The following is a 20,795-nucleotide window of genomic DNA, read 5'->3' as shown; positions in this document are numbered from 1 at the left end:
TAATTTTAGCTTCTATGTAGGCTGTTAATAAAGCTTTCTAAACGATTCATTCCTTCAGTTAAGTTGTCCATTGAACTGGCAAAAGAAATGCGGATGTGACCAGCCCCATATTTTGAAAAAGCAGAGCCTGGTACGACTGCCATATGTTGTTCTTCTAAAAGTTTCACTGCAAAGTCCCAATCATCCATACCTGTAAATGAAATATCAGGGAAGATATAAAAAGCACCACCTGGTTTTTGAACAGTGCATCCCATTTTCTCTAAGCGATCTTGAATATAATCACGTCTTTCCAAGTAAGCTTGATTCATTAGTTTTGGATAATCAATCGCCCCAGTTAAAGCTTCAATGGCTGCATGTTGACTAGGCACTGTCGCACAAATTGAATTATTTAAATGCACTTTTAATATTTCATCACTTAAGTGTTTAGGTGATAAAGTATATCCAATTCTCCAACCTGTCATTGAGTGTGATTTTGACACACCGTGAATAATGATAGTTTTATTTTTAATATTGTCGCATGAGCCAAAAGAGATGTGTTCACTTTCATAAACATTCTCAGAATATATTTCGTCACTGATAAGGAAGAGGTCTTTATTTTCTACAAAATTTGCAATATCTTGTACTTCTTTTCGAGTTAGTGAAGCACCTGTTGGATTGGAGGGGTAATTTAAGAGAATTGCTTTAGTTTTATCAGTCACAAGTGATTCTAATTTATTAATATCTGGGACAAAATTTGTGTCAGACACGTCTAGATATTTAACAACACCACCATTCAGCTCAATAAGAGAAGCATAAGCTGGATAGGCAGGTGCAGTGATGATAACCTCGTCTCCCTCTACTAAAATCGTTCTTAAAGTAGAATCTAGGGCTTCACTTGCGCCGCTAGTAATTACAACTTCATCGGCCGTATATTCTGCTTGATATTTGTCTTTAAAAAAATCTGCAACAACTTGGCGTAACTCAAGTAAACCAGCATTTAATGAGTAGCCTGTTTGATTGTCGTTAATAGCATTGATGGCAGCTTCCTTAACACTTTCGGGTGTTGGGAAATCAGGTTGTCCAATGGTTAAGTTGATCCCGTCTTCGAGTTGTACAACCTGGTTTGAGAAAACTCGTATCCCTGGAATGGTTAAACGAGCTGCTCTTGGATTAATTGTTGGCATATGTATCACTCCTGAAAGTTCTATATTTGTTTATTATAGGAGTCAAAGACTAACTAAAGCAAATCGCTTAACTTATATTGAGCTAATATTCTAAAATTTAGGGTATGAGATATTTAATATAAGATATAGTATATAGATAAAGAGGAGGGGTTTTATGCAAGACGTTCAAAAACTGTATGATGCTAGGGTGAGTGGAGAAAATTTAACTCCAGGTCAAGACATTCTAGTCAATACGATTGAAGATGCTTATGATATACAAGAAGAACTTTTAAAAATGCAAGATACTAGTGCAGTTGGTTTTAAAATTAGTATGACAAGTCAAGAAACTCAAGACCTGTTTCAAAGTAAAGAACCAGTCTATGGACCATTTACTGAGCGCCAAGTTGTGGATGGTATCGAACTATCAAATTACAATATTCCTTTAGCAGAGTTAGAACTTGTTTTTAGAGTTAACGAAGATATTAGTATTGAAGATGGCGTAAAGGACATATTAAAAAAATGTACAGTCGCTCCAGCGGTTGAAATTCCAGATGGTCGCTATGATGATTGGTTCCCTAATATATCTAAATATGAAGTTGTGGCAGATTGTGCTGTTGCAGGCGCCATAGTCATCGGTGAAGAAAAGACAGTGACCTATGATCAAATTGATAATATTACAGCTAAGCTTTCTCTTAATGATAAAGAGCTTAAAAGTGGAGATAGTAGCGAAGTGATGGATCATCCAGTTAATGCTGTACTTTGGTTCGTGAAAAAACTTCATGAGCAAAACAAGATTTTAAGAGCAGGTCAATTTGTATCGTCAGGGACTTTTATTTTACCAATTAAGTTAGAAGTTGGTTCATATAAGGCAGAGTTTGAAGGATTTGATCCTGTTAGTTTTGATGTTAAATCATAAAAAATGAAAAATAAAAAATGTGTGTTACTCGTCAAAAAGTAGCACACATTTTTTTATGGTGTTTTATCTTACCAACCGCGTTCAGCCATACGCTCTTCAAGAGAAAGGCTATGAACATCTAAACCTGACATTGCGCTACCTAGTTCTTTAGATAATTCACCAATTAATTTGTAATCTGTATAGTTTTCTGTTGCTTTCACAATCGCTTTTGCATATTTTTCAGGGTTCTCAGACTTAAAAATACCTGAACCTACAAAGACACCGTCTGCTCCAAGTGACATCATTAAAGCTGCATCTTGTGGAGTTGCAACCCCGCCAGCTGCAAAGTTTACAACCGGTAATTTACCTTTTTCTTTAATATCTTTTAGGACATGATATGGTGCGCCAAGAGTTTTGGCAAAAGACATTAGTTCATCGTCATCCATGACAGAAACTTGTTTAACTTGTTGATTCACCAATCTGATATGACGAACAGCCTCCACAATATTACCTGTACCAGGCTCTCCTTTTGTTCTTAACATCGATGCACCTTCTCCGATACGTCTTGTTGCCTCGCCTAAATCTTTACAACCACATACAAATGGTGCTTTGTAGTCATCTTTTTTCAAATGATACTCTTCATCTGCTGGTGTGAGGACTTCAGATTCGTCGATATAATCAACACCCATCGCTTCTAAAACTCTAGCCTCAACAATATGACCAATTCTACATTTAGCCATGACTGGTATAGACACTGCATTGATTACTTCTTCTATAATAGTTGGGTCACAAGCACGAGCTACTCCACCTTCAGCGCGAATATCAGAAGGCACACGTTCCAATGCCATGACCGCAACAGCCCCTGCTTCTTCAGCAATTTTTGCTTGTTCAGCGTTTACCACGTCCATGATGACGCCACCCTTTAATTTTTCAGCTAATCCCATTTATATCCCTCATTTCTAAAAGTTAATTCCAGTTTAAGATAAAATCTGATACTCTATAAGTACCAGAATAGATAAAATAAAAGAGGTCAGATGATGTTTATCAATTTGGATAAGAAAAGTGAATTGAGCTTATATGAACAATTATATGAAGATATAAAAACTAAAATATTGCAGGGTGTTTTAGAAAGTGGAAGTAAGCTACCGAGTAAAAGACAGCTAAAGGCTGATTTAAATATTAGTATGACTACTGTAGAAAATACTTATAATCTTTTGATAGATGAAAATTTGATTTATGCAAAAGAAAAAAGTGGCTACTATGTCTCAACTATCGATATTTTGAAAGTTAAGGAAAAAGCACTACAAGAAATAAAAGTCCATGACAGTGTAAAATCCGTCTTACCTTTAGGGCAAGTGGATACATCTATCGTTCAAAATGATGTCTTGAAGAAAATTAGTAATCAAGTGTTTTCTGATACTAGTCTTTTAAATAGTGGAAATTCAAGTGGGGAAGAAAGTTTGAAAGATGCGATTAGAGATTATCTTTATGTTAATAGAGGTGTTCAATGTAGAATAGAACAAATTTTTATTGGACCATCAACTGAGTACCTTCTAGAACAAGTAATCTATCTATTAGACTATCCTAAAATGACACTTGAAGATCCAGGCTATCCAATTGTTAAGAAAGTTTTAGATAGATTAAAAATAGAATATGATTTAGCAGAAGTAAAAACAGACGGAGTTAATGTAGATATGGTGAAAGAATTTAATAATGCAGTCACACATATTACACCATCGCATCAGTTTCCAAGCGGAGTTGTCATGTCTTTAAAAAACAGAATAAAATTACTGAACTTGGTGAGTGAACAGAATGGCTATTTAATAGAAGATGATTATGATAGTGAATTTAGATATAGAGGACGGCCGTTGTCATCCTTACAAGGTCTAGATCAAAATGATAGAACGATCTATATGAACACTTTTTCAAAATCAGTATTTCCATCATTAAGATTGGCAGTCATGGTTTTACCACCGCAACTTGCTGAAAAATATTATCAAGTAGGTTTGTCGTGTAATGTCTCAAGGCAAATGCAACATATTATCGCTCAATTTATGGATAAAGGTTACCTTGTGAGGCACATAAATAGAGTGAGAAAGCATTATGGTGAAAGAATGCACAGCATTGTGAGTAGTCTAGAAAGAAAATATTCAAGTATCGAAATAAGTGGTCATCATACAGGTATGCACTTTGTTTTAAGAGTGCCTGATGTTGATGTCAGAGAACTTGCTAAAAAACATAGAATTATTACCATGTCAGACTATAGCCAGAAAATAAACATTGTAGATACTGTATTGGTAGGTATAGGGAGTAGAAGTGAAGAAGAAATTATAGAGATAATTAGTAAATTTTTAGATGAAGTAGACTATAAGAAGGACTAATCCGTTAACAAATGGGTTAGTCCTTTTTTTCTTAAAATTATACATGTATAATTTTAGAATTATCTGATAATAGCCTTGATTCCGACATATTTATATTGTAAGGTTATCATATTGTATTACAAGTGTAAGCGCATTCAAATAAGGGGGTAGGCAATGAAGTATGAAATAATTAGTTTGTTTACTGGATTTCCCGGACGAAGTGGAAGAGGTTTCTTAGGGTGGAGTAGTATTTATCTAATAAAAATATTTAAGGAGAAGAATAAGAGTATCAATTTGCTTTTTGATACAGGTGGATATAACGAGCGAAATGAATTGAAAAAGAGACTAAGTGATTTGAACTTGTCTCCTGATGACATTGATATTGTGTTTATTAGTCATTTACATTTTGATCACTGCATTAATTGGACACTATTTCCAAGTGCGGAAATACTGATTGGTGAAGTTGAGTTAGCTAATAGTGATCCTTGCATAGATATCAATGTACCCGATTTTCATAAAGAAGAGTTAATGAAATATAAAAATCTCCATGTGGTTCGTGAAGGTGAATATATACATGGATTTGAAATTGTTATGTTACCAGGTCATACAAAAGGATTATTAGGATTAAGAAACGAGGATGTTTTTATTGTAAGCGATGCTGTCAAAAACAGAAGTGAAATAAACGAGCTAAAATTGATGAATGTTTTAGATGAGAAGAGAGCTATAGAAACCATAAAGTACTTAAATGAAAATGCACAAGTAATATATCCTGGACATGATGGGAAATTAGTTATTAAGAATGGAAAATGGGACATCTCTAACAACCTTAGTGAAAGTATTTTCGTAGCAGAAGTTGGTGAATCGGATTTTGAAACTAGTTTGTTAAACAAGAGGGGGTAGTCAATTTATGTGGGAGAAAATAAAAAATTTAGGTCCAGGTATGTTAGTAGCAGGAGCGTTTGTAGGTACAGGAACGATTACGACAAGCATAGTGGCAGGAACTGAGCATGGATATACATTACTTTGGGCATCAGTTACGGCAGCTATATTAATCGCCATAATATTACAGGAAATGACAGCAAGATTATCATTATCCACTGGGAAACCGTTAGCAGTAATTGTTCGAGAAAAGCTAGGATTATGGGCGAGTATTATAGTGATTTTAGCAATTGTAGGAGGTAACTCTGTTTACTCTGTAGGTAACTTATCAGGAGTAAATATTGCTTTAGGAGGATTATTTGAAAACGTTCCTGCAAGTGTGTGGATTATTGGAGTGACTTTGATTTATTGGTCATTACTCATGCTCGGGAAATATAATGTTTTAGAAAAAACTATCACAATACTTGTAGCTGCAATGGGAGTATTATTTTTAATAAATATGTTTTATGTTAAACCTGATTATTTAGAAGTTATTAAAGGTTTGACTATACCAACATTTGAGTTAAGTGAAATTACGATTGTTATTGCACTTATAGGTACAACAGTTGTTCCATATAATTTTTACTTACATTCAACAGCCGTTTTAGAAAGAGGATGGCACAAAAATCCTAAAGGGAATTTAGAAATGATGAGATTTGATACCATAGTACCAATTTTCATCGGTGGACTTGTTACTATGGCGATAGGGGTCGTAGCTGGTACAGTACTGCATCCATTACATCTGTCAGAAGGTTTGGTAATAGAAGGTTCAAATCAAATGGCAATGACAATTGAACCACTGCTTGGTAAAGTTGCTTATGCTTTATTTAGCCTTGGTTTACTAGCAGCTGCAATATCTTCTATGCCAATGGCTGCGTTATCAGCAGCATATGTTTTTACACAGAGTTTTGGTTTGAATCCAGACATGAAGGGAACAGCGTTCAGATTGGTGTTTAGCTTCGTTGCCTGGGTTCCTGTGTTCTTCGCAATTGGTGTTAAAAATCCAATATGGACAATTATCTTAGCTCAATCTATTAATGGAATGTTGCTTCCAATAACAGCGGTTTTAGTACTATATTTAATCAATAAAAAGGACACGAGTGGATCACTTAGAAATAATACATTTAGTAATATACTGGGTTTTGTAGCAGTTGGTTTTACTATCGTTTTAGGGATAATTAATATAATCAGTACTTTCCAATAAGCTATAATTAATAGGAGATGAACTATGATGGTCAAAGTAAGTAATTTGTTAAAAGGCGCAATTGAACTACATGCTCACTCTGCTCCCAGTATATTTCCAAGAAAGCAAACTGATTGGGAGTTAGTTGAAGATGCCAAGAAAGCAGAGATGTACGGCATTGTAATAAAAGCTCATGAGGGAGTCTCTTATGATAGAGCGGCGTTATTGCAAGAAAAAAATCCGGAAATCAAAGTTTTTGGAGGACTTGTTTGCAACGATTTTGTAGGAGGCTTAAATGTTAATGCAGTAGATCTGGCATTAAAAATGGGAGCAAGAATAATTTGGATGCCTACACTTTCATCATCAAGACATAAAAAATATTTCAAAGAGAATAAAAAAGAAAATATTTTGAATCCTAAGAAGAGAATGAACAATTCTGAGAATACAATAAGTATCTTTGATGGTAAAAAAATAAAAGATTCAGTCAAGCATATTCTTGATTTAATTGCTAAGAACAATAGAGTGTTAGCAACGGGACATTTAAGCAGTGAAGATTCATATCAGTTAGTTTTAGAAGCCAAAAAAATTGGTGTGCAAAAAATTTTGATACAACATGTAGATTTAGGCATATCACCTTATTCTTTAGAAGAGCAGAAGCAATTGGTAAAAGAGGGATGCTATTTAGAAAAATGTTATCTTGCTTGCAGTGATGACTTTAAAGATATAAAGATACAAGATATGGCAGAAAGCATACATACTTTAGGAAGTAGTAATTGTGTTCTTGTAACAGATTATGGTCAAGAACATCATATTCCTGTAGTTGAAGCCATGAATTCTTTTGTTAATAAATTAACAGAGGTTGGTATAAGCAATCAAGATATCAATAAGATGATTGTCAGAAACCCAAAATATTTACTAGAGGGGTAGTTTGCAGGTTTTAAGTCCTAGTGTTATTTGCAGTAGTGATGTCTGTTCATTATTTAAGAAGTAGAAAAAGGGTGAGTGCTAGCAATGGAGCAAATTAAAAAGACAAAGTTGTCTGAACAAATTTATGATAACTTGTTAAGTCAAATTAAAGCGGGTGCTTATCAAATAGATGATAAGCTCCCATCTGAAAATGAGCTTGCACATTTCTATAAAGTGAGTCGAGTACCAGTACGCGAAGCGCTTAGTAAACTAATTTCTATGGGTTATGTAGAGTCTAGACAAGGTAAGGGCACCTATTTAAAGGCTATATCTGTTGGGAAGAGCGTAAAGGCATATAATTATGGTGATTTCGATAAAAAAGACCTCTTTGACTTACTAGAAATGCGTACGGTATTAGAAGTGCAATCAGCATATTATTCTGCTATAAGGCGAGATGATTCAGACTTAGAAAAAATAAAAGTAGCATTGGATCATTTTAGAAAAATCACAACAAATCAGAGAGTAATTGGAATTGAAGCAGACTATGACTTTCATAAAGCTATTGTAAATTCAACGAAGAATGATTATATGATTCAAACTTTTAATAATCTTCAGCAAGTGCACAGAAATGCTTTAGAGTACTCACTTAAATTAAATTTAGGAAAACCGACAAAAAGAGAACAAGTTTATGAGGAACATGCACGTATTTATGAAACTATTAAAAATAAAGACCCTGACAAAGCAAAAGTAATGATGGAAAATCATTTAATGAATATGAGAAGAAAATTAGGGGATGACAGGATTTAGGTGGTTAATATGGATGAAATAGTTCTCAATAAACTTAAAGAGATATTTGGAGATAGATTATTTTTGGAACTATCAGATCGTGTGTCATATGGTTATGATGCTTCATTTGGACAATATGAACCAGAAGCTGTTGTACAAGTTAAAAGTACCGAAGAGGTACAACAGGTTGTATTGCTTGCTTCAAATTATACAATACCTATCTATCCTAGAGGAGCAGGAACAAGTTTATCAGGCGGACCTTTACCTGTACATGGAGGAATAGTTTTAGACTTCTCACAATGGACGGATAAACTTGAAATATATCCTGAGGATTTAGTAATAAAGGTAAGTCCAGGTGTAAAGACAAAAGATATTCATGAATTAGCTGAAGCACATAATCTTATGTATGCACCAGATCCATCTTCAGCTCGAATTTGTACAATTGGAGGAAATCTTGCTGAGAATGCTGGTGGTCCAAGAGGAGTTAAATATGGTGTAACAAAAGATTATGTAGTTGGTTTAGAGGTTGTGACAGCATCAGGTAAAATAATAAAAACTGGGTCTAGTACTGTAAAAAATGTAACAGGTTATGATATGACAAAGCTTTTAGTAGGTTCTGAAGGCACTTTAGGAATTATTACAGAAGCAACACTTAGATTAATTCCTAAACCAGAAGCAACGTTAACGGCTCTAGCTGTATTTGATGATTTATACACTGCAGGACAATCAATATCAAAAATATTAACATCTGGCGTGAGACCTTCAAAAATGGAAATACTTGATAACAACTCAATTAATAAAGTTGAAGATTACGCCAACTTAAATTTGCCAAGAGATGCTGCAGCTATAATCTTAATTGAAGTTGATGGTCATCCTGACATACTTACTCAAGAGCTAAATACAATTAAAAATTCTTTAATAGAAATTGGAGTTACAAATATTCAAGTAGCTGAAAGTAAGGAAGAAGAAGAGAAATTATGGAAGATCAGACAATTGGTATCTCCAGCAATTGTTAGTAGTGGTTATACGAAGATTTCTGAAGATGCGACAGTTCCACTAAGCAAGATTCCAGATATGTTTAAAAAAATTGATGAAATAAAAGTTAAATATGATTTGAATATCGTTGTTTTTGGACATGCGGGGGATGGTAATTTACATCCAACAATCAATACAAACATGAGAGACCCAGAAGAAGTCCGAAGAGTTGAAAATGCTGTAGAGGAAATATTTAATTATGCAATTGAGCTTGGTGGAACTTTATCAGGAGAACATGGTATTGGAACAATGAAAAAAGCATTTTTAGAAAACGAAGTTGGTCAGGACGGTCTTCAATTTCAAAAAGCTATTAAAAAAGCTTTAGATCCTAAAAATATCTTGAACCCAGGAAAAATATTCCCAGAAAAGGGAGAAAAAAGGCTTGTGTTAAAACATGACTAAACAATTAATAAAAAAATTAGATTATGAGGCAACTTTTGATTGTGTTCAATGTGGTTATTGTTTACCTGCATGTCCTACTTATATTGCTTTTAAAACAGAGAAGCACTCACCAAGAGGGCGAATAAATTTAGTGAAAATGGTAGCGGAAGAAAAAATTAATATTGGCGATATGCAAGAAGGCATTGATCTTTGTTTAGGATGTAGAGCATGTGAAACTGTATGCCCAACTAATGTGAGATATGGAGACATTCTGATGTCTGCGGTTGAGGTGCTAAAGGAACATAAGAAAGAAAGCGTGGTAGAAAAAGTTGCTCGTACTGCAGCATTTAAGTATGTATTAAAAAACAAGAATATCTTACGTCTAATTAATAAAGGTATGTATTTATATCAAGTGAGTGGTGTGAAATACGCTACTAAAAAATTGAATCTATTGAAGCCGGTGGCTCAATTTAATGAAATGAACAAAGCGATGCCTGATGTCATATTAAGTCGTAAAATTAATAGAAATATTAATCCTTTTAGAAGAAATGACCTATCAATTGGATTCTTTCAAGGATGTATTATGGACTCATTCTTTAGCAAAATTAATGAACTTGCTATGAAAATTATGACGGAAAACTATGTACAGGTCACTAATATTCCTAAACAAGCATGTTGCGGTGCATTGCAACATCATGCAGGTGAGAAAGAAGAGACAATTGAACTTGCTAAGAAAAATATTGAGGCTTACGAAAAGTATGATTTTGATTATATAGTGAATACCATAGGTGGTTGTGGGGCAACTCTTAAGGAATATCATAAATTATTTGAAGAAGGAACTTCTTGGCATAAAAGAGCGATAGATTTCTCTAATAAAGTAAGAGATATTTCTCAAATTATGGGTGTGCTTAATTTAAATTTTGTTAATGAAATTGAGAAAAATGCTGTTTATCAACCCTCATGTCACTTAGAAAACGTTCAAAAAGTCTTTAATACTCCAGAAAAAATAATTGAAAAAATTCCAGGATTAACATATCTACCAATGCCTGAAAAATCATTATGCTGTGGCTCTGCTGGTATATACAATGTCATTAATTATGAAGCATCAATGAAAATATTAGATATGAAAATGAATAATGTTAAGAAAGTAAAACCGAATTTAATCATCACTTCTAATCCTGGATGCCATATTCAAATGCAACTTGGAGTTGAAAGAGAAGGATTAAGTGATGAGATTGAAGTTAAACATTTAGTAGAAGTGGTTGCAGAAGCTTGTGGGGTGAAAATATGAACAAAGCAGACATTTTAATTGTTGGTGCCGGAATTATAGGGATGAGTACTGCCTACCAGTTATCTTTGATTAATCCTGATAAAAAAATTATCGTTATTGACAAAGAAGACAGAGCAGCAAAACACCAAACTGGACATAATAGTGGTGTGATTCACTCTGGGATATATTATAGCCCAGGCTCATATAAAGCATTATTCGCTAAGAGTGGTTCAGCTTCAATGATAGAGTTTTGTAAGCAATATAATATCCCTTATAATCAGTGCGGTAAAGTTATTGTAGCAACTGAAGAAGCGGAAGTTGAACGCATGAAAAATCTTTATCAAAGAGGTTTAGAAAATGGCTTGGATGTTGAGTTGCTAGATGGCGAATACGTTCGTAAGATAGAACCATACGTAAATGCTGTGGCGGGTATCCATGTGAAAAATACAGGTATTGTAGACTACAGTAAAGTTACAGAAAAGTTCGGAGAACTGTTCCAAAAAAATGGTGGAGAAATTCAATACAATAACGAAGTACTAGAGATAGAGAAAGATGACGATGGCCTTCGAGTTAAGACTAATATAGAAACCTTTGATACTAAGTACCTTGTTAATTGTGCAGGTCTATATAGTGATAAACTGGCAAAATTAAGTGGTGTTAAAACTGATGTTAAAATTATACCTTTTCGTGGAGAATACTTTAAATTAAGTGAGAACACAGAAAAATATGTAAAAACATTAATATACCCAGTGCCTAATCCTGAATTACCTTTTCTTGGAGTACATTTTACCAATATGATTTCAGGAGGAGTAGATGTAGGCCCGAATGCTGTTTTAGGTTTTAAAAAAGAAGCTTATAAAAAAATTGGCTTTGATAAAAAAGAAACGTTTGAAATTTTATCATTCAAAGGTTTATATAAGATGGGCTTGAAGAATATTAAAGAAGGTATTGGAGAATACTATAGATCCTTTAATAAGCAGGCGTTCGTTAAGGCGGCTAAAAAATTAATCCCTCTTATTGAAGCAAGTGATTTAACACCAATGGAAGCAGGGGTTAGGGCACAAGCAATGAAAGAAGATGGCTCAATGGTAGATGATTTTTATTTTGAAGAGACATCGAATAGTATCCATGTATTAAATGCACCTTCTCCTGCAGCAACTTGTTCAATTGAAATCGGTAAGGAAATAGCTAAGAGGTTTAATGAGCGATTTCTTTAATATTTAATAGAAGAATGTATATAGAAAAACGTGCACTTGAGCCCCAGTGGATTCATGTGCACGTTTTGCTTAGCTTAGACTTAAATTATTCATAACTTGCATCGATACTTAAAATTAAGAAAGCAAAATATTAATTGTATATAATTTCATAATATTGTATAGTTATTAATAATCAAAGGGGGATAGCTTCATGAAGAAATACATATTAATGAGTATAGTTAGCGTGTTATTGCTCTTGTTAAGTGCGTGTAATAATGAAGACGAAACTGTTACCTTACAATTTGGTCATGCCTTATCGGTAGACACTGAACAATCCAAAAAGATTATGGAGATGGCCGAATCAGTAGAGGAACAAACCGATGGTCGTGTCAAATTTGATATATATCCCAATTCACAACTTGGCAGTGAGACAGAGATGCTACAACAGCTTGATGTAGGTGCGATGAATGGTCTAGCAATTATGATCGGCTCTATGCAGACGATGGATATGCGTTTAGCCATAGAAGATTTACCTTACATGTGGCCAAGTGAAGTAGAAGCAAGACGTGCTTACGAAGGGGAGTTTGGCGAGTATTTAGCAGATATCGTTGAATCTTATGGTATGCACACAGCAGGTTACATGGAATGGGGTTTTCGTCACATCACTAACAATGAAGGACCAATCGTTGAACCTGAGGATTTAAAAGGGATGAACATCCGTGTTGCTGAAACAGCACTGAGAGTTGACACCTTTGAAAGTGTTGGTGCACTACCGACAGTCATGGCCTTTAGTGAAGTCTACGGTGCACTTCAACAAGGTGCTCTAGATGCCCAAGAAAATCCTTTAGCTAACATTGTTGCACCAAGGTTCAATGAGGTTCAGGACTATCTATCCCTGACTGGTCATTTTTACAATACACTCATGATCGTTTTTGATGATGAATCTTGGAATAAAATTAGCCCAGAAGACCAAGAAATAATCACTAAAGAAATCAATAAAGTATCAAAAGAAATTCAGTCGACGAATGATGCAACAGAAAAAGAACATATAGAATTTCTTGAAGAGAATGGTATGACAGTCAATGATGACGTTAACAAAGAAGCATTTCGTGAGGCAATGTTCCCAGTTTATCAGAAGTGGGAAGATGAAATGTTTGGTCAAGAATTGATGGATATTTATAGAGAAAATTCGGGATGGGAGGAAGAACAATGATTGCGAAATTTATTGTGAAAGTGTTGTATATCGCTTGTGCAATCGTCATTGCGCTCTTAACCTTAATTGTTTTAACTCAAGTCATTTCAAGATTCTTTGATTATTCTTTACCGGGAACCGAAGAGTTATCGCGTCTATTCATAGTTTGGATGACATTTTTAGGTTCTAGCATTGCAGTGTATGAACATGGACATTTAGCAGTTAATTTCTTTGTGAAGAGAGTGAATGAAAAGATTAGACCATACTTATATTTAGTTGTGAATATAATTTTAGGCTTGTTCTTTTTGGTGCTCACTATTTATGGCTTTAAATTTTCATATCAATCTTTAGATTTTACTTCATCAACTTTACAGCTACCGATGACTATATTTTACTTAGCGATACCAGTGAGTAGCTTACTTTCACTATATTTTATAAGCCAAAACCTTTGGTCACATGAAGAAGAAAGTGAGGCGATATAATGTTAGCAATTTCAATGATAATTTTATTCTTTACCTTACTCTTTTTAGGTATGCCAATCGCTTTTGTTATTGGTATTGTTGGTTTAACGATGCTCATTGTCGGAGATGTACCATTAGAAATTATTGTCCAAAGATCTTTTGCTGGTGTAAATAATTTTTCTTACCTTGCCTTACCTTTATTTGTGCTTGCAGGTAATATAATGGGAAAAGGTGGCTTAACTCGTCGCTTGATGGCATTTACTAATATTTTTACAAGAAAGTTGACTGGTGGAATTGGTATTACTACCGTACTTACAACTGCTTTGTTTAGCTCAGTGTCAGGTTCGACTGTGGCAACGACTTATGCTGTTGGTTCAGTTTTAGTACCAAGATTAAAGGAAGAAAAATATTCAAATTCATTTATTGCAGCAATTATTGGGCCAGCAGGTGTTTTAGGCTTAATCATTCCACCGAGTATTACTATGGTCATCCTTGGTATTACTACAAATATTTCCATTGGAGACTTATTTATTGCAGGGATAATACCCGGTGTGATTTTGACGCTTGCTCTATCAATATATGTATGGTTTGTGAGTAAGAAAAAAGGCTTTGGTTTAAGTACAGAAGATAAAATTACAAATGAAGAAATTTGGAAAGTTACACGTCAGGCTTTTTTTCCTTTACTGACTCCAATCTTTATTTTAGGTAGTATTTTCTCAGGCTATGCTACAGCAACAGAAGCTGCTGTTATTGCAGTAGCATACGGCTTCATACTGACTTTAATTTATAAGGAATTAAGTTTGAGTAAGTTAAAGAATATATTGGCAGATTCAGCTGTGACTTCAGCTGTTATCTTAATGATTATTTCAATGGCGAACGTCTTTACATACGTTCTAACTATTAATCACATACCAGAAGCAGTCTCTAATTTTTTCTTAGATTTTGCAGACTCTCCTATAGTCTTTTTACTGGTTGTATCTCTAATCTTATTATTCTTAGGAATGTTGACGGAAGTCACATCCCTAATCGTTCTATTAACACCAATATTCATGCCTATAGCATTAGAATTTGGACTTGATCCTATTCATTTTGGCATGGTTATGATAATGAATTTTGCCCTTGCAAATGTTACGCCCCCTGTTGGATTATCCTTAATCGCAGGTGCATCAGTAACGGATCGTAAGATGGGTATAGAAGATACACTACCCTATATTCTACATGTGCTGTTAATCATCGCAGCTATGGTGATACTGATTATTTTCATACCAAGCATTTCGACATTTTTACCGAACTTAATTGGAGGGAAATAGATGATTATTAAAGGTGAAGAGCCCCAAAAGATAGAAAATAAATTTGGTGGAAAAGGTAGTATTTTTTCTAAATCTTATATTAAGAAAGAAGACTTTCAAGGAATAGATAAAGTACTAGAAATAACACTCGAGCCATATGCTTCGATTGGCTATCATTTACATGAAGAGGACAGTGAAATTTATCATATTATAAGTGGCTATGGACAATTTCAAGATGCAGATGGAGAAATGAAAGATGTAGGTCCAGGAGATTGTTGCATCATTACAAAAGGGCAGTCACACGGTTTAGTAAATCTACAAGAAGAGCCTTTAAAGATGCTTGCCATTGTATTTTAATAGCTAGAAAAAATGACCAGAGATGAATTTCATCTCTGGTCATTTATTTTTACTTCACAGTTGCTGTCACATCATAGACCCAACCATGTTTATCTTCTTGTTTTTTAGTTTGGATGCCGGTTAGGTTATCGTAAAGTTCTTGTGTCACTTTGCCGATTTCATTGTTGTTTACTCTGTAGTCAGTACCATGAATATTCATAATACCAACTGGTGCAACAACTGCAGCTGTCCCTGCTCCAAATACTTCTGAAATAGAACCGTCTTTAATCCCTTTTTCTACATCACTAATATGGATGCGCTCTTCACGGACAGTATACCCTAGATCTTCGGCTAGGGTGATGAGTGATTTTCTAGTGATTCCTGGTAGGATAGAACCGTTTAACTGTGGTGTGATAAGTTCTCCATCTCTCACAAAGAAGATATTCATTGAACCGACTTCTTCAATATATTCCTGATGCACACCATCTAACCACAATACTTGCTCATAACCAAGGTCGTTTGCTTTTTGCTGTGCTGCATAACTTGAAGCATAGTTTCCAGCAAACTTAGCTTCACCGACACCACCACGTACTGCACGCACATAGTCGTCTTCTACATAGATGCTTGTTGGATTAAGTTGAGCACCGTAGTATCCTGCGACCGGTGATAAGACAATCATCATTCTATAAGATTTTGCAGGTCTGACTCCAAGATATGGCTCATTGGCAAAGACAAATGGACGTACATAAAGCGATTGTCCTTCTCCATCTGGAACCCAATCATGTTCAATTTTTAAAAGCTCATAAAGTGCATCTAAGGCAAATTCTTCATCAACTTTTGGCATAGACATACGTTCTAATGATCGGTTTAAACGCTTGAAATTTTCATCCGGACGGAAAAGAATCACTTCTCCATCGACATTATAAGCTTTCAGTCCTTCAAAGACTGATTGTCCATAATGAAGCACTTGTGAACTTGGGGAAATTTCAAAGGGAGCATAAGGTACAATTCTTGCATCATGCCATCCCATTTCTGCAGAATAGTCCATCAGAAACATATGGTCAGTAAAGTATGAGCCAAAAGGAATCCCAGCGACCTCAGGCTTTTCTTTTAGATTTTGTGATTTTGTAATTTGTATTTGCTGTGTCATAAATGGGCCTCCTATTTATATATGTAATTTGAAAATTGTTTTAATTGTATCAGTCCAAATTGAAAAAGGCAATATATTATCAGATAATTTAGAATTAACGATAAAATTCATAATTCATACTAAAGTAATATGGTTTTTATATAGATAATATGTACAATGAAGGAGAGGATACATAAGAATGACATAGTTAGGATGGTTTAAATGACGAAAGATATTTTCGGAAAAGTGGACTTAAATAACGGGCAGGCTTTGGATAACCGTTTAGTGATGGCTCCGATGACAACTCAGTGCGCCTTCCATGATGGTTCAGTGACAGATGAATTGATCAATTATTACGGCCGTCGTGCGGGTGGTCCGGCAGCGATTATTGTAGAAAGTACTTTTATTGATAACTATGGACGTGCATTTGAAGGTGCACTTGGAGCAGACTCAGATGATAAAATTCACGGACTGACTAAGCTCGCTTCAGCAATTAAAGATAAAGGCTCTAAAGCACTAATTCAGCTCTATCATGCTGGTAGAATGGGAGTTCCCGAATTAAACATGGGACGTCAACCTGTCTCAGCAAGCAATATCAAAGCTTTAAGAGATAATGCAGTTGAACCAAGGACACTTGAAACAGATGAAATAGAAGATATCATAAGAGACTTTAAAGATTCGAGTATTAGAGTAATGAAAGCAGGCTTTGATGGGGTAGAACTTCACGGAGCTAACACCTATCTCTTGCAGCAATTTTTCTCTCCTCACTCTAACCGCCGTGAAGATGAATGGGGTGGAGACCGCCTAAAGCGTACACTCTTCGCTAAAAGTGTGATTCAAGCTGTTAAAGAAGCGGCTGTAGAATTTGGCAAGCCTGACTTTATTATCGGTTACCGATTTTCTCCGGAGGAGTTAGAAGAGCCTGGAATCAATTTCGATGACACGATGTTTCTGTTAAATGAGTTAGCAGAATATCCGATCGATTACTTTCACTTTAGCACCAATAGTTGGAGCCGCACGTCGATTATCGATACAACAGACGAAGAACTATTAATTGATAAGTATTTAAGAGATGCATCTGACGAATTAAGAAAAATACCGATTATGGGTGCGGGTGGCATTTTTTCTAAGGAAGATGTAAGACTTGCTTTAGCAGCAGGATATGATTTGCTATCTATTGCAAAAGCGCATCTTGTCAATCCAGATTTTGTGAATATCTTAAAGAACAATCGCTTACCAGAAACTGTTCTAAGAGAAGGGGATAATGAGAGACTTTCTATCCCACATCCTTTATGGAACATACTTGGATTTTTAAAAAGTAAATAGATGATTTGTGGGAATATTAGCAAACCTTTGTAGAAAATTTACAAAGGTTTGTTTTTATTTGTGCGAAACTATAGTAAAATCGTTTAATATAAGTCAGGTGAAAAGGCTTTTATTTGTTTGATTGTAAAATGAAAGGGTGAACTCGTTTGGCAGAAAGTAAAGAAAAGAAGTCTTTTGCACAGCGCTTTTTAGACGCTGTAGAGAAGCTTGGTAATAAATTACCAGATCCAATAGTTCTCTTTATGATTATTGCTGGTTTAATTTTATTAGCTTCCTGGATAGCAGGTATGTTTGGTTTATCTGCAAAAAATCCAACTGATGGAGAAACAATTGAAGCAGTTAACCTGCTTTCAGGTGACGGAATTGTCATGATTATAACAGAGGCAATTAATAACTTTGGTGCCTTCCCACCGCTCGCTATGGTACTAGTCGTTATGATTGGTATCGGACTAGCAGAGAAAACAGGTTATTTTGAAGCCCTGATGAAACGCTCCTTAGAAATTACACCGAATGCTTTAATCATTCCTATGGTTATTTTAGTCGGTATTATTTCAAACGTTGCTGGTGATGCTGGACCGGTTATCTTGCCACCAATCGCCGCAATGATCTTTATCCGTTTAGGTTTGAATCCTATCGGTGGGATATTTATGGCGTATGCTTCGACAAATGGCGCCTTCTCAGCTAACTTCATACTCGGTATGACTGATGCACTAGCGGCAGGATTTACTGAGTCTGGTGCGAAATTAGTCGACCCAGAATATACAGCAAATATCGCGATGAACTATTACTTCATTGCAGCATCATCTATAGTCTTGTTAGTTGTTATATACATCGTAGCTAAAAAAATCTCAATACCACGTTTAGGTAAATATGATGGACCACCTGTTGATGAAGAGCCAATTTCAAGTGAAGAGAAAAGAGCTTTACTTTGGGCTAACTTATCAGCTTTAGCATTTATCGTAATTATCATTATCGCGACTGTTTTACCTAACGGTATATTGAGAAATGCTGAAACGGGTTCAATCTTACAAGAGTCTCCTTTAATGGATTCAGCAGTGTTCCTAATCACAATCCTATTCTTTATTCCAGGTTTAGTGTACGGTGCTCTGATGAAGAATTTAGATGGAACTAGAGGATTCGCTAAAATGTTAGGTGACTCCATGTCATCCATGGGTCAATACATTGTTTTAGTATTCTTTGCAGCACAGATGCTTGCTTACTTTGAGTGGTCAAATCTCGGACCGATTATCGCAATCTACGGTTCTGATTTACTGACTTCTATTAATATGACAGGTATACCGCTCTTTGTTGGATTTATCATTATCGTAGCTTTAATTAACTTATTAATTGGTTCAGCAAGTGCGAAATGGGCAATTTTGGCACCGGTATTCGTGCCAATGTTTATGTATCTTGGCTATGATCCAGCCTTTACACAAATGCTCTATAGAATTGGGGACTCAACAACGAACCCAATCGCACCGATGATGCCATTCTTACCGTTAATTATTATGTATGCACAACGCTATCAAAAAGATATCAAGATGGGTACAGTAATTGCCAACCTCTTACCATATTCTATTGCACTACTAGTGGTTTGGATAATCTTTATCATAATTTGGTACTTACTAGGTATTCCTGTAGGACCAAATGGACCAATTTATTTACCAGAATAAAACGATTAGAGGCTTTGATTTACACAAAGCCTCTTCATTATATGAAGGAGAGATAATATGTTAGAAGATATGATTAAAGAAGTTGCTCCAAAAGTTATTGAGTGGAGAAGAGATATGCACCGTCACCCAGAGCTATCCTTTGAAGAGTATTGGACAAGTGAATACATCGAGAACGTGCTTAAAGAAATGGACGGCATTGACATTCAAAGACCAACAGAAACGAGTGTACTTGGAATCATTAAAGGAGAAAAGCCTGGTCGTAAAGTTGGTTTACGTGCGGATATTGATGCACTTCCTATCCAAGAAGACAGAGATGATTTAGATTTCGTTTCAGAGATTGATGGCAAAATGCATGCTTGTGGGCATGATTCTCATGCTTCGATGTTACTTGGAGCAGCAGAAGTTTTATCGAAAAATAAAGATAAGATCAGTGGGGAAATCTATTTGATTTTCCAACATGCTGAGGAATTGCCACCAGGTGGCGCAATCGAAATGGTTGAAACTGGCTTATTTGATGATTTAGACGTCGTATTCGCCCAACACATTATGACGACTAAACCTATTGGAGAAATTCATATTAAACCTGGTGCAGTCACTGCAAACTCTGACACCTTTGAGCTTACAATCAATGGACAAGGCGGTCATGCTTCACAGCCAGAGAACTCTATTGATCCTTTGATTATAGGCTCAAGAATTGTCACTCAAGTACAAGATATCGTCTCACGTATGGCAGGACCTTTAGAAAATTTGGTCATCTCAATTACAAATTTCCACTCTGGAACTGGCGCGAAAAACGTTATTCCACAAACTGCTGAGATTTCAGGTAGTGTACGTTCGGCAAGTGCAGAAGTACGTGAACTTGCTAAGGAAAAAATCGAAAGTGTTGCTAAGAACATTTGTGACATCTACGGTGCAGAATATGATTATCGCTTTAACTACGGCTATCAAGCAGTAATGAATGATGAAGTGGAAACTGCACGTGTGCATGAAATTTTAGATGATACTTTTGGTAAAGATAGAGTCATTGAAAGTGAGAAAATGATGGGTGGAGAGGACTTTGGTGCCTTCACTGCTAACCTACCAGGGGTATATATTTTACTGGGTACTTATAATGAAGAAAAAGATTATATCTACCCACACCACCATCCTAAATTCGGTATTGATGAAGATGCGTTCATAGATGGTGTCCGTGCGCATGTGAATGTCGCTCTTGGCTTAGGCTTAAACAAGTAATACTTTAGAGACCTTTTTAGGTCTCTAATTTTATACCTTGACTAATACCCTATAGGGGTATAAAATGGAGACATAAGATAACAG

Annotated in this window: 19 protein-coding genes; 16 read left to right on the top strand and 3 right to left on the bottom strand. The window is 35.4% G+C overall.

Annotated features, from left to right (window positions below; genetic code table 11):
• Window positions 1-5: 5 nt before the first annotated feature.
• The gene (locus JEOSCH030_RS02930) at window positions 6-1,163 is read right to left on the bottom strand and encodes an aminotransferase class I/II-fold pyridoxal phosphate-dependent enzyme (RefSeq protein WP_185125130.1); all 1,158 of its coding nucleotides are present in this window, start codon (window positions 1,161-1,163) and stop codon (window positions 6-8) included.
• A gap of 154 nt (window positions 1,164-1,317) precedes the next feature.
• Here JEOSCH030_RS02930 and JEOSCH030_RS02925 point away from each other — a divergent pair, with 154 nt between their 5' ends.
• Complete coding sequence (locus JEOSCH030_RS02925) at window positions 1,318-2,058, top strand: 2-keto-4-pentenoate hydratase (RefSeq protein WP_185125129.1); 741 nt, start codon at window positions 1,318-1,320, stop codon at window positions 2,056-2,058.
• A 68-nt stretch (window positions 2,059-2,126) separates the two neighbouring features.
• On the opposite strand, the gene pdxS is transcribed toward JEOSCH030_RS02925, so the two are convergent.
• Window positions 2,127-2,981, bottom strand: coding sequence for a pyridoxal 5'-phosphate synthase lyase subunit PdxS (gene pdxS / locus JEOSCH030_RS02920; RefSeq protein ID WP_185125128.1), 855 nt, complete (start codon window positions 2,979-2,981; stop codon window positions 2,127-2,129).
• A 93-nt stretch (window positions 2,982-3,074) separates the two neighbouring features.
• On the opposite strand from pdxS, the gene pdxR reads away from it, so the two are divergent.
• The 12 genes from pdxR (at window position 3,075) to JEOSCH030_RS02860 (ending at window position 15,371) form a co-directional block, all read left to right on the top strand.
• Window positions 3,075-4,418 carry a MocR-like pyridoxine biosynthesis transcription factor PdxR gene (pdxR, locus tag JEOSCH030_RS02915; RefSeq protein WP_185125127.1) on the top strand — a complete coding sequence of 448 codons (1,344 nt, stop codon included), beginning with the start codon at window positions 3,075-3,077 and terminating at the stop codon, window positions 4,416-4,418.
• Between the two features lie 153 nt (window positions 4,419-4,571).
• Window positions 4,572-5,297, top strand: coding sequence for an MBL fold metallo-hydrolase (locus JEOSCH030_RS02910; protein ID WP_185125126.1), 726 nt, complete (start codon window positions 4,572-4,574; stop codon window positions 5,295-5,297).
• 7 nt (window positions 5,298-5,304) lie between these two features.
• Window positions 5,305-6,519: an Nramp family divalent metal transporter gene (locus JEOSCH030_RS02905; RefSeq protein WP_185125125.1), complete on the top strand. Its 1,215-nt coding sequence runs from the start codon at window positions 5,305-5,307 to the stop codon at window positions 6,517-6,519.
• Window positions 6,520-6,543: 24 nt separating this feature from the next.
• Window positions 6,544-7,425 carry a DUF6282 family protein gene (locus JEOSCH030_RS02900; RefSeq protein WP_185125124.1) on the top strand — a complete coding sequence of 294 codons (882 nt, stop codon included), beginning with the start codon at window positions 6,544-6,546 and terminating at the stop codon, window positions 7,423-7,425.
• 84 nt (window positions 7,426-7,509) lie between these two features.
• The gene (locus tag JEOSCH030_RS02895; RefSeq protein WP_185125123.1) at window positions 7,510-8,211 is read left to right on the top strand and encodes a FadR/GntR family transcriptional regulator; all 702 of its coding nucleotides are present in this window, start codon (window positions 7,510-7,512) and stop codon (window positions 8,209-8,211) included.
• Window positions 8,212-8,220: 9 nt separating this feature from the next.
• Window positions 8,221-9,627 carry an FAD-binding oxidoreductase gene (locus JEOSCH030_RS02890; RefSeq protein WP_185125122.1) on the top strand — a complete coding sequence of 469 codons (1,407 nt, stop codon included), beginning with the start codon at window positions 8,221-8,223 and terminating at the stop codon, window positions 9,625-9,627.
• Entirely contained in the window at window positions 9,620-10,897 is a 1,278-nt protein-coding gene (locus JEOSCH030_RS02885; RefSeq protein WP_185125121.1) for a (Fe-S)-binding protein, read from the top strand. The genes JEOSCH030_RS02890 and JEOSCH030_RS02885 overlap by 8 nt, the downstream gene beginning before the upstream one ends.
• On the top strand, window positions 10,894-12,093 hold the full coding sequence (gene lhgO / locus JEOSCH030_RS02880) for an L-2-hydroxyglutarate oxidase (RefSeq protein WP_185125120.1): 1,200 nt from the start codon (window positions 10,894-10,896) through the stop codon (window positions 12,091-12,093). The genes JEOSCH030_RS02885 and lhgO overlap by 4 nt, the downstream gene beginning before the upstream one ends.
• 190 nt (window positions 12,094-12,283) lie before the next feature.
• A complete protein-coding gene (locus JEOSCH030_RS02875; RefSeq protein WP_185125119.1) occupies window positions 12,284-13,285 on the top strand; it encodes a DctP family TRAP transporter solute-binding subunit in 1,002 nt (333 codons plus the stop codon).
• Window positions 13,282-13,746, top strand: coding sequence for a TRAP transporter small permease (locus JEOSCH030_RS02870; protein ID WP_185125118.1), 465 nt, complete (start codon window positions 13,282-13,284; stop codon window positions 13,744-13,746). Before JEOSCH030_RS02875 ends, JEOSCH030_RS02870 begins: the two co-directional genes overlap by 4 nt.
• Complete coding sequence (locus tag JEOSCH030_RS02865) at window positions 13,746-15,035, top strand: TRAP transporter large permease (RefSeq protein WP_185125117.1); 1,290 nt, start codon at window positions 13,746-13,748, stop codon at window positions 15,033-15,035. Before JEOSCH030_RS02870 ends, JEOSCH030_RS02865 begins: the two co-directional genes overlap by 1 nt.
• Window positions 15,036-15,371, top strand: a complete 336-nt coding sequence (locus JEOSCH030_RS02860) for a cupin domain-containing protein (RefSeq protein ID WP_185125116.1) — start codon at window positions 15,036-15,038, stop codon at window positions 15,369-15,371.
• A 49-nt stretch (window positions 15,372-15,420) separates the two neighbouring features.
• Here the strand turns inward: JEOSCH030_RS02860 and JEOSCH030_RS02855 are convergent, their stop codons facing one another.
• A complete protein-coding gene (locus tag JEOSCH030_RS02855) occupies window positions 15,421-16,500 on the bottom strand; it encodes a branched-chain amino acid aminotransferase (RefSeq protein ID WP_185125115.1) in 1,080 nt (359 codons plus the stop codon).
• A gap of 201 nt (window positions 16,501-16,701) precedes the next feature.
• Here JEOSCH030_RS02855 and JEOSCH030_RS02850 point away from each other — a divergent pair, with 201 nt between their 5' ends.
• The 3 genes from JEOSCH030_RS02850 to JEOSCH030_RS02840 all read left to right on the top strand — a co-directional run bounded on the left by JEOSCH030_RS02850 (window position 16,702) and on the right by JEOSCH030_RS02840 (window position 20,711).
• Window positions 16,702-17,805 (top strand): NADH-dependent flavin oxidoreductase, encoded by a 1,104-nt coding sequence (locus tag JEOSCH030_RS02850; protein ID WP_185125114.1) that lies wholly within the window; start codon window positions 16,702-16,704, stop codon window positions 17,803-17,805.
• 146 nt (window positions 17,806-17,951) lie between these two features.
• On the top strand, window positions 17,952-19,478 hold the full coding sequence (locus tag JEOSCH030_RS02845; protein WP_185125113.1) for an AbgT family transporter: 1,527 nt from the start codon (window positions 17,952-17,954) through the stop codon (window positions 19,476-19,478).
• 57 nt (window positions 19,479-19,535) lie between these two features.
• Window positions 19,536-20,711, top strand: coding sequence for a M20 metallopeptidase family protein (locus JEOSCH030_RS02840; protein WP_185125112.1), 1,176 nt, complete (start codon window positions 19,536-19,538; stop codon window positions 20,709-20,711).
• The last annotated feature ends 84 nt before the right edge of the window (window positions 20,712-20,795 follow it).

Origin of the sequence: Jeotgalicoccus meleagridis, from assembly GCF_903994045.1 — a bacterium.
Classification (GTDB): domain Bacteria; phylum Bacillota; class Bacilli; order Staphylococcales; family Salinicoccaceae; genus Jeotgalicoccus; species Jeotgalicoccus meleagridis.
This window is presented reverse-complemented; position numbering and strand designations above follow the sequence as displayed.

Bases quoted from the DNA above. Each gene is read 5' to 3' on its own strand.
- JEOSCH030_RS02875 (WP_185125119.1), top strand. From the start codon at position 12,284: ATGAAGAAATACATATTAATGAGTATAGTTAGCGTGTTATTGCTCTTG.
- pdxS (WP_185125128.1), bottom strand. From the start codon at position 2,981: ATGGGATTAGCTGAAAAATTAAAGGGTGGCGTCATCATGGACGTGGTA.
- JEOSCH030_RS02840 (WP_185125112.1), top strand. From the start codon at position 19,536: ATGTTAGAAGATATGATTAAAGAAGTTGCTCCAAAAGTTATTGAGTGG.
- JEOSCH030_RS02890 (WP_185125122.1), top strand. From the start codon at position 8,221: ATGGATGAAATAGTTCTCAATAAACTTAAAGAGATATTTGGAGATAGA.
- JEOSCH030_RS02870 (WP_185125118.1), top strand. From the start codon at position 13,282: ATGATTGCGAAATTTATTGTGAAAGTGTTGTATATCGCTTGTGCAATC.
- JEOSCH030_RS02855 (WP_185125115.1), bottom strand. From the start codon at position 16,500: ATGACACAGCAAATACAAATTACAAAATCACAAAATCTAAAAGAAAAG.
- JEOSCH030_RS02895 (WP_185125123.1), top strand. From the start codon at position 7,510: ATGGAGCAAATTAAAAAGACAAAGTTGTCTGAACAAATTTATGATAAC.
- JEOSCH030_RS02860 (WP_185125116.1), top strand. From the start codon at position 15,036: ATGATTATTAAAGGTGAAGAGCCCCAAAAGATAGAAAATAAATTTGGT.
- JEOSCH030_RS02885 (WP_185125121.1), top strand. From the start codon at position 9,620: ATGACTAAACAATTAATAAAAAAATTAGATTATGAGGCAACTTTTGAT.
- lhgO (WP_185125120.1), top strand. From the start codon at position 10,894: ATGAACAAAGCAGACATTTTAATTGTTGGTGCCGGAATTATAGGGATG.
- JEOSCH030_RS02925 (WP_185125129.1), top strand. From the start codon at position 1,318: ATGCAAGACGTTCAAAAACTGTATGATGCTAGGGTGAGTGGAGAAAAT.
- JEOSCH030_RS02905 (WP_185125125.1), top strand. From the start codon at position 5,305: ATGTGGGAGAAAATAAAAAATTTAGGTCCAGGTATGTTAGTAGCAGGA.
- JEOSCH030_RS02930 (WP_185125130.1), bottom strand. From the start codon at position 1,163: ATGCCAACAATTAATCCAAGAGCAGCTCGTTTAACCATTCCAGGGATA.
- JEOSCH030_RS02850 (WP_185125114.1), top strand. From the start codon at position 16,702: ATGACGAAAGATATTTTCGGAAAAGTGGACTTAAATAACGGGCAGGCT.
- JEOSCH030_RS02910 (WP_185125126.1), top strand. From the start codon at position 4,572: ATGAAGTATGAAATAATTAGTTTGTTTACTGGATTTCCCGGACGAAGT.
- JEOSCH030_RS02900 (WP_185125124.1), top strand. From the start codon at position 6,544: ATGATGGTCAAAGTAAGTAATTTGTTAAAAGGCGCAATTGAACTACAT.
- JEOSCH030_RS02865 (WP_185125117.1), top strand. From the start codon at position 13,746: ATGTTAGCAATTTCAATGATAATTTTATTCTTTACCTTACTCTTTTTA.
- pdxR (WP_185125127.1), top strand. From the start codon at position 3,075: ATGTTTATCAATTTGGATAAGAAAAGTGAATTGAGCTTATATGAACAA.